The organism is Streptomyces sp., from assembly GCF_035563135.1.
Lineage (GTDB): Bacteria > Actinomycetota > Actinomycetes > Streptomycetales > Streptomycetaceae > Streptomyces.
In genome coordinates, this window is sequence record NZ_DATMVN010000033.1 from 1 (window position 1) to 5,722 (window position 5,722).

At 72.7% G+C, this 5,722-nt stretch carries 4 protein-coding genes; 1 reads left to right on the top strand and 3 read right to left on the bottom strand.

All coding sequences use genetic code 11. The features are described 5' to 3' along the window. The 3 genes from VN520_RS01600 to VN520_RS01610 all read right to left on the bottom strand — a co-directional run. Nucleotides 1-1,650: LGFP repeat-containing protein (locus VN520_RS01600; RefSeq protein WP_414719749.1), on the bottom strand; the 1,650-nt coding region annotated here is incomplete at its 3' end. Further along, nucleotides 1,647-2,147 carry a hypothetical protein gene (locus tag VN520_RS01605; RefSeq protein WP_325745004.1) on the bottom strand — a complete coding sequence of 167 codons (501 nt, stop codon included), beginning with the start codon at nt 2,145-2,147 and terminating at the stop codon, nt 1,647-1,649. The genes VN520_RS01600 and VN520_RS01605, both read right to left, overlap by 4 nt. Next, a complete protein-coding gene (locus tag VN520_RS01610; protein ID WP_325745005.1) occupies nt 2,144-5,161 on the bottom strand; it encodes an N-acetylmuramoyl-L-alanine amidase in 3,018 nt (1,005 codons plus the stop codon). The genes VN520_RS01605 and VN520_RS01610 overlap by 4 nt, the downstream gene beginning before the upstream one ends. Nucleotides 5,162-5,527: 366 nt before the next feature. Here VN520_RS01610 and VN520_RS01615 point away from each other — a divergent pair. After that, nucleotides 5,528-5,722 (top strand): hypothetical protein (locus VN520_RS01615; protein WP_325745006.1); only part of this gene is annotated, 195 nt, incomplete at its 3' end.

The following is a 5,722-nucleotide window of genomic DNA, read 5'->3' on the forward strand; positions in this document are numbered from 1 at the left end:
GAAGGCGTCGGCGAGCGCGCCGGTGACGGCGCGTGCGCCGGTCGGGGCCGACCAGTGGACGGCGCCTCCCTGGAAGGTCTGCATCGTGCCCCGGCCGCCCGGTCCGGCAGTCTCGGGGCCGGTGGGGTAACCGAGCTCGCCGCCCTCGGCCCCGAGGCGCCCCCAGGCCGTCCGGACCGCGCCGCGGACCGGGTGGGCGCCGGTCGACGGCGAGTAGAAGATGGCGCCGCCCTGGAAGAGCTGCAGCACGCCATCACGGGCGGCAGTGGGCATCTCGCCGCTGATCGGATAGCCAAGGGCACCGGAATCCGCCCCGACGGCGGCCCAGGCCGTCCGGACCGCGCCGCGGACCGGGTGGGCGCCGGTCGACGGCGAGTAGAAGATCACGCCGCCCTGGAAGAGCTGCAGGGCCCCGAGGCCGTCGGCAGTCGGCATCTCGTCCCCGGTCGGGTAGCCGAGGACGCCGCCGTCGGCTCCCTGCGCCGCCCAAGCCGCGCGGATGCCCCCGTGGACGACGCGTGCGCCGGTCCCGGCGGTCCAGAAGATGGACCCGCCCTCGAAGACTTGCGCCCGGCCGCCACCAGCGGCGGCCAGCTCATCGGTGATCGGGTAGCCCAGCAACCCGACCTCGTATCCACTCGCGGCCCAGGCGGTGCGAACGGCGCCCATCAAGGGGTGTGCGCCGGTGGTCGGGGACCAGTACATGACGCCCTTGGCGAACCACTGCAAGCAGCCGCCTCGGACGAGCCCGCAGAAGGGTGCGCCCGTCGGACTGCCCAACGCGTCGGGCCCGAGCCGGTAGTAGGCGTCCGAGATCGCCAGGGCGCCGGGTTCGTGCGTCGAACCGAACCAGTCGGTGAAGTAGTGGAAGAAGTTCCGATTGCCGTACGCGGAGCAGCGGTCACCGGTGCCGTAGCCGGCACGCAGCGCCGCATCGTTCGGCTGGTACGGCGTGTAGTTGTACAGCCCTGCCGTGGCCTGGTTGTAGATGAACACTTGCGTGCTGCCGCAGGTGCTGTCCGGGTGGAACCGGATCGTGTTGACCTGCCCGGCCCGATAGCCGTAGCTCCGGGGACTGGCTGCGTAGTTCTTGAACTGGCGAGCGCCGCTGTAGACCTGGTTGAAGAACCCGTTGTAGGCGGGATTGCAGGCCGCCGTGTCCGGGCAGGCGAAACCCATCGCCTCCCGGTAACGCCGTTCGTTGAGCGACGAGCCCGTGTTCGTGACGAGGGACTGCTCCTTCTGCAGGATGACCAGCAGCACCCGAGTGCTGATGCCGCAGGCCTGCGCCACCTTGGTGATGATCCGGGCGGCGGACTCCCCAGCGGCACCGATGTAGCGCGCGCACCGGTCGTCCCCCGGCTTGTCCTGGGTGTCCTGCCGGTAGGCCCTGAGGCACGGCGTCCCGTCCGAGCCGGTACGGCAGCCAGCCCCCTTCGCGTCCAGGAAGCGTTGGACGTCGCTCTCCGACATGGCCCAGCCGTCGAAGAAGAAGGCATCGCTGATGATGTCGCCGGCGCGGAACTGACTGAGGTCCGCTGCCCGGGCCGGGGCGTCCCGCCCGAGGGACAGCAGGGACGACGCCAGGACGAGCGCGACCAGCACGCCGCCGAGACGGAGCGCGCGACTGCGGTAACGGCGCGGCGTCACGGGACCGTCACCGCCGATGCGGCGGACTGCCCGGTGCTCTGGGCCGAGCGGTACTCGAGTCGGGCCTGCCATTCACCTGGAGCAAGCCGGTCGATGGGGACGGCGAGGAGACCGCACGCGGTCGTGCGCACGTCCGGCACGGCCTCGGCCTCGACGCGCACGTCCTCATGGCCGCGGCGGCGCAGCGTGAGGATGCAGCGGCCCTCATCCTCGACGACCGCGGCGTACCCGCTGACCTCGACGTCACCGGTGCTCGACTCCACCCCGCCGTAGGTCAGGACCACGTCGACCCGGGCCGGGTCGTCGGCGTCCGACCCGGCCGGAGCGGCGGGGGGAGTCGCTGGGCCACCGACGGGCGGGTCTCCCACGACCTCGGTGGGGGTCGCCCCGGCCGAGATCGCCGGGTCGGCCGACGTGCAGCCGGGGACGACCGAGACGGTCAGCAGCGCGAGCAGCGCGGCCACCGGACGCCGAGGGGTCGCGCGAAGCGCGTTCACGCGTACCTCACCCGGGCGGTCGACGTCGCGGTCGTCCACGTGATGGAGCCGCCCTGGAAGCGCTGCACCGTCCCGGTCGCCGTGAGCTCCTCGCTGCCGAGTGGGTAGCCCAGTCGGCCGCCCGGACCTCCGGCCCCCAGCCAGCTGGCACCGACCGCGCCCCGGACGACGTGCGCCCCGGTGCCCGCCGACCAATAGACCGATCCACCTCGGAAGGTCTGCACCCGCCCGGCGCCGTCGGCCGTGGCTACCGCCTCCGTCACCGGGAGCCCCAGCACGCCGGCAGGGCCACCCGCCGCGTCATACGTCCCAGCGATGTCCCCCCGGACGATCCGGGCGCCGGTCGCCGCCGACCAGTACACCGTGCCGTTGGCGAAGATCTGCATCCGTCCGTCTGGCCGTCCGGGTACGGCGGTTTCCCCCGTGCGCGGCAGGCCCATCGGTCCGGAGACCCCTCCTGACGCCTGCCAGACCGAGCCGATGGCGCCGCGGACCACGTGCCCCCCCGTGCCGGCAGACCAGTAGATCGAGCCGCTCTGGAAGGTCTGCACCCGCCCGGCGCCGTCGGCCGTGGCTACCGCCTCCGTCACCGGGAGCCCCAGCACGCCGGCAGGGCCACCGGCCGCGTCATACGCTCCGGCGATGTCCCCCCGGACGATCCGGGCGCCGGTCGCCGCCGACCAGTACACGGTTCCGTTCTCGAAGCCCTGCATCCGGCCACGGCCGCCCGGCGCGTCCATCTCGTCGGTGCGCGGGTAGCCCATCGTGCCAGCCGGGCCTCCCGCGGCCTGCCAGGCCCAGGCCACAGCCCCGCGGGCCATGTGGCCCCCGGTGGTGGGGCTCCAGTAGATGGCGCCGCTCTGGAAGTGCTGCACCTGACCACGCCCGTCGCCGGTTGGCCCCTCGGCGGCCACGGGATACCCGGCCGGCCCCACCTCTCCACCGACGCCCAGCCAGGCGGCCAGCATGCCGCCGCGGAGCGGATGCGCCCCGGCCGACGGTGAGTAGTAAACGGATCCCTTCTCGAACTCCTGCATCCGGCCGGTTCTGGCGGCAGTGTCGCGCTCGTTGCCGGCTGGAAGCCCGAGGACGCCGGTCGGTCCCCCCACGTTGCGCCACGTCGTGCCTATGCCGCCGTAGACGAGCGCGCCGTAGTGCACCGGCGACCAGTAGACGACGCCCCGCTGGAACTGTTGCATCCGGCCGCGGCCACCAGGTATATCGGCTTCGATGGCGGTCGGGTAGCCCAGCGGGCCTGTCTCACGCCCGGAGCTCTCGTAGGCGGCCCGGATACCGCCGGCCGTGACAACCGGCCCCGTGGCGGGCGACCAGACGAGGGTCCCGCGCTCAAAGGCCGAGAAGGCCCCCTGCCCGTCGGCCGATCCCTGCTCGTCGTCGAGCGGGTACCCGAGCGACCCCGTGGGCCCGCCGAGGGACTGCCAGTGACTGCGGATCGCGCCGCGGACTATGTGGGCATACGTCGTCGCCGTCCAGTAGATCCCCCCCCGTTGGAACTCCGCGACGACGCCACGGCCATCCGTCAGCGGCCGCTCCTCCACGGTAGGCGCCCCGAGCGACTCGGGACCGCCGGCACGCAGGTACCGATCCAGGATGCCGCCGCGGACGAGCTTCACCCCCGTGGCCGTCGAGAAGAACAGTGCTCCGCCTTGATAGGGCTGCCAGGCCACGCCTGCCGACTCCTGCTCCGGACCAGTCTTCGCGCCGAGGAAAGCGCGCAGGGCGGCGTCGCCCTCGTAGCGCTGAGTGATTTGGGGGGTCACCGCACTCTGGATCGCCACGGCCGCGCGGTCGCGGATCTCGCCCAGCCGGACGTAGCCATAGCGGCCGGGACAGGCGGTGCTCTTGGTGTCACGGTGCCCGAAGATCGTCGGCAGGATCACCGGCTGACCGGCCGGGTGGAGGTTGGTCCCTCCAGAAGTCAGCGTCGCGCGCCCACGGGGGTCGATGCCGTACAACGAGAACTTCCATGCGATTATGGCGGCGACCGAGTTGATCATCACTTGGGGTGTGTCCGCGGTGTCGTAGTTGCCAAGCATCGAGACGCCGAAGGTGTAGGTGTTGAACCCGCCGGCGTGCGCGCCGACGACGCTGCTGGCCAGCCCGCCGTCGCGGCCCTCCCAGAGGCGGCCGAACTTGTCGACGATCAAGTTGTAGCCGATATCGCCCCAGCCCAGGCTCACCGCGTGGTACCGGTATATCGACCGCATAATCGCCGGCACTTGGTCGGCGCTGTAGTCGTTCGTATCGGCGGTGTGGTGCAGCGCAGCCGCCTTCACCGTGCCTGCGTACTGCGGCGCCCAGGTCCGGATGTTCGGGTCGGCACCCCACTGGGCGCGAGAAAAGACGTCGGGCATAGCCATCGCGGCATCAGCCGTGTCCTGGATCTCGGGGCTGCCCAGGGCGGTGTCCACCGCGCTCGTCCCGGGATCCACAAGGTCGAGCTGGACGTCGGTCGGCGAGGCACCGGACCGCGCCACCAGCTCGACCTCCACCCCGGTGCTCGGGCCGGTCCAAAGCGGCGCCGTACCGCCCCGCCGGTCCGCGTCGGCGGCAGCGGGGCTGCCCTCGGCCGCCAGGTCCTCCATGCCGAGCTCCGTCCACGCCCCCCAGCCGCCGCCGGCGGCCTGCACCCGGACTTGAACCCGCACGTCGGTGACCGCCGGGTCGTACGCCCAGGTGACTCCGACGAGCGAGAACTCGGCGACGCCGATCTTCCGCACCGAGAGCGTCGGCACAGCGCCGCTGACCCCGCTCACCGGTGCCGTGGTGCCCTGCTGTACCTGCGCCTCGGGGGCGGGGGCGTCCACCGAGCCCAGTGGAACCTCGGCCGCCGACGTGGTGACGGCGACCGGCTCGGGAGCGTCTTCCCCGTAGACCGGCAGCACGAGGAGGACCCCGGCGAGGGCGACGAAGGCGGTGGAACCTGCTGACAGGCGGCGCACGAAGTAGACCTCCGGTAGGGCGGTGGTGCTGCGCGCCCCGCGAGGGCGCATCGGTCCGAAGAGAGCATCGGCCCCGCCGGCTCGTGTCTTTAGCCGACACAGGAAGGAAAGCGGACCGAACCGGTCCATCCGGTCACTCGGGCCCCCGGCACCACACGACCAACACGACAGACCCGGTCTCGGTCCGGCGCGGGGGTGCTGTGACCGGCGGGATTGGTGACACGCGTGTCACCAGTCGGACGCGAGCCTGCCGCTGGGAGGCCGGAGATCCCGTGTCGGACCCGCGCCCACCATGGCGGCGCTGCCTATCATCGCGCCGCCGGTGGTGAGCACCGCCGGCGGCGCGGACGCCCCGCACCCACGCCCACCCACTGGCCGGTCCCCCGCTGATGGCGTCCAGCCGAGTAAGGATGCCCCGTGAGCCGAACCCGCACCGAGCACAACGACCCTGTGGGCCGCCCGCTCCCGCCGCGGCTCGACCCGCGCGCCGGCCGTCCGCCCCGTGCCACGACCGCGCGGGAGGACCAGTCGGCGCGGCGATCCCGCGGCGCGACGGCCGTCCGGGTCGTCGCCGGGCTGCTCGCCGTGGCTCTCCTCGGGACGAGCGGTTGG

Coding starts and splice junctions, on each gene's coding strand:
- VN520_RS01610 (WP_325745005.1), bottom strand. CDS start 5,161: ATGCGCCCTCGCGGGGCGCGCAGCACCACCGCCCTACCGGAGGTCTAC.